Source organism: Mesorhizobium sp. M2A.F.Ca.ET.039.01.1.1 (assembly GCF_003998035.1).
GTDB lineage: Bacteria > Pseudomonadota > Alphaproteobacteria > Rhizobiales > Rhizobiaceae > Mesorhizobium.
This window is the reverse complement of record NZ_RZRY01001027.1, coordinates 1-1,747: the sequence shown is the minus strand read 5'-3', so window position 1 is coordinate 1,747 and position 1,747 is coordinate 1. Positions and strand designations below refer to the sequence as shown.

General features: G+C 61.8%; 3 protein-coding genes. All 3 read left to right on the top strand.

Features of this window, described 5'->3' with window-relative positions; translation table 11 throughout:
• On the top strand, window positions 1-732 hold a 732-nt coding region (locus EOA24_RS36875), incomplete at its 5' end, for a cell envelope integrity EipB family protein (protein ID WP_127410760.1).
• A gap of 83 nt (window positions 733-815) precedes the next feature.
• On the top strand, window positions 816-1,094 hold the full coding sequence (locus EOA24_RS36870) for a DUF4031 domain-containing protein (RefSeq protein WP_126060741.1): 279 nt from the start codon (window positions 816-818) through the stop codon (window positions 1,092-1,094).
• Window positions 1,091-1,702 (top strand): LysE family translocator, encoded by a 612-nt coding sequence (locus EOA24_RS36865; RefSeq protein WP_126082646.1) that lies wholly within the window; start codon window positions 1,091-1,093, stop codon window positions 1,700-1,702. The genes EOA24_RS36870 and EOA24_RS36865 overlap by 4 nt, the downstream gene beginning before the upstream one ends.
• Window positions 1,703-1,747: the final 45 nt, after the last annotated feature.

The window sequence follows — 1,747 nt, the reverse complement described above, 5'->3', positions numbered from 1 at the left end:
GTCTACGATCTGACACTCAACAAGGCCTCCGATCGTTCGGGCATCACTGGCATCACCGGCCGCATGGTCTATGAGTTCAACGGCTCCGCCTGCGAGGGTTACACGGTCAAGTTCCGTTTCGTCACTCAGATCGTCACCAACGACAACACCAGGCTCACCGACCAGCAGACGACGACTTTCGAGGATGCCGAAGGCAAGACCTTTTCCTTCGTGACGAAATCCTTTGTCGACCAGAACCTCGACAAGGAGGTGAAGGGGGTGGCCACGCGGGAAGCGAAGGGCCTCAAGGTCGATATCGACAAGCCCGAGAAGAGCAGCCTCGAGCTTGCGGCCACACAGTTTCCGACCCAGCATCTGGTCGAGCTGATCGGCAAGGCTGAAAATGGCGAGAATTTCTACCAGACCAATCTGTTCGACGGCTCCGAGGACGCCAACAAGGTGATGAGCACCACCGTCATCGTCGGCAAGAAGACCGAATCCGACAAGGCGGATCCGGAAGCGCCGGCGCTGGCCAAGCTCGCCTCGGACAAATACTGGCCGGTCGACATCGCCTATTTCGACGATACCGACAAAAGCGGCGAAGAGGTGCCGGAGTACCGTATCAGCTTCAAGCTGCACGAGAACGGCATCACCCGCGACCTCGTCATGGACTATGGCGACTTCTCGATGACCGGCAAGCTGGTGAACCTGTCGCTGTTCGACCAGACCAAGCCCTGCCCGGCTTCGAAATAGCAGCGCCCCGACGATAGGCGATCGCGCTTGCACGTCTGGCTTCAACTCGCCATGTGTCGGGCTGAAGGAGTGCGGCGAGGCTGATGGCTGTCTATGTCGATGCGGCGATCTGGAAATGGGCCGGCCACCGCTGGTGCCATCTCCTTGCCGATGAGGTCGATGAACTGCATCGCTTCGCTGCCGAACTCGGCATCAAACGCTCGTCCTACCAGGGGCCGCCCAAGACGTCGGCGCCGCACTACGATATAACCGGCTTAGAGCGCGACCGCGCGGTGCGGCTCGGGGCCGTCGAATGCAGCCGCGAGGAGATCGTGGCGGTCTTCCGCCGTGTGCGAGTGCCGAATGGGAAGGTGAGACGATGACGGTGACGGCGTTCCTGGCATATTGCGTCGCAATCACATTGGCAGCCGCCACGCCTGGGCCGGCGATGTTCGCGGTCATTACTAACGGTTTGTCGCGCGGCTTCGGCCGGGCGTTCATCACCGGCGTGGGCGTCGCCGCGGGCGACGCCGTGCTGGTCACCCTGGCGCTGCTCGGACTGGTGGCCATTGCCCAGACCTTCGAATGGATTTTTCTTTTGCTGAAATACGCGGGCGCCGCTTACCTCGTCTTTCTCGGGATCAGGATGTGGCGAGCCGCCGCCAAACAACGGGACGAATCTCCTCAGTCGCAGGCGCGGCTGTCGCGGTCCTTCGTTCTCGGCGCTTCCATTGCGCTCGGCAATCCGAAGGCGATCCTGTTCCACGCCTCCATCATGCCACTGATCCTGAACCTCGATACCATGACCTTCGCCGATGGCCTGCTGGTGGTGCTCGTCGTGATCAGCGTCAATGTCATCACCATGGGCATCTACGCCGCGATGGCCGGCCGGGCAGCCGGTTGGTTCGACACCCCGAGGCGCATGCGCCTGATGAACAGGTTCGCCGGCGGCGCGATGATCGGCACCGGTGCGCTGATTGCCGCACGTTGAGCCGCGCGGCGATGCACGGCTTGCGTTCAAGGGACTTCCCCTCTA

What these genes read in the sequence shown, in the direction of transcription:
- EOA24_RS36870 (WP_126060741.1), top strand. Translation starts at nt 816, where the DNA reads ATGGCTGTCTATGTCGATGCGGCGATCTGGAAATGGGCCGGCCACCGC.
- EOA24_RS36865 (WP_126082646.1), top strand. Translation starts at nt 1,091, where the DNA reads ATGACGGTGACGGCGTTCCTGGCATATTGCGTCGCAATCACATTGGCA.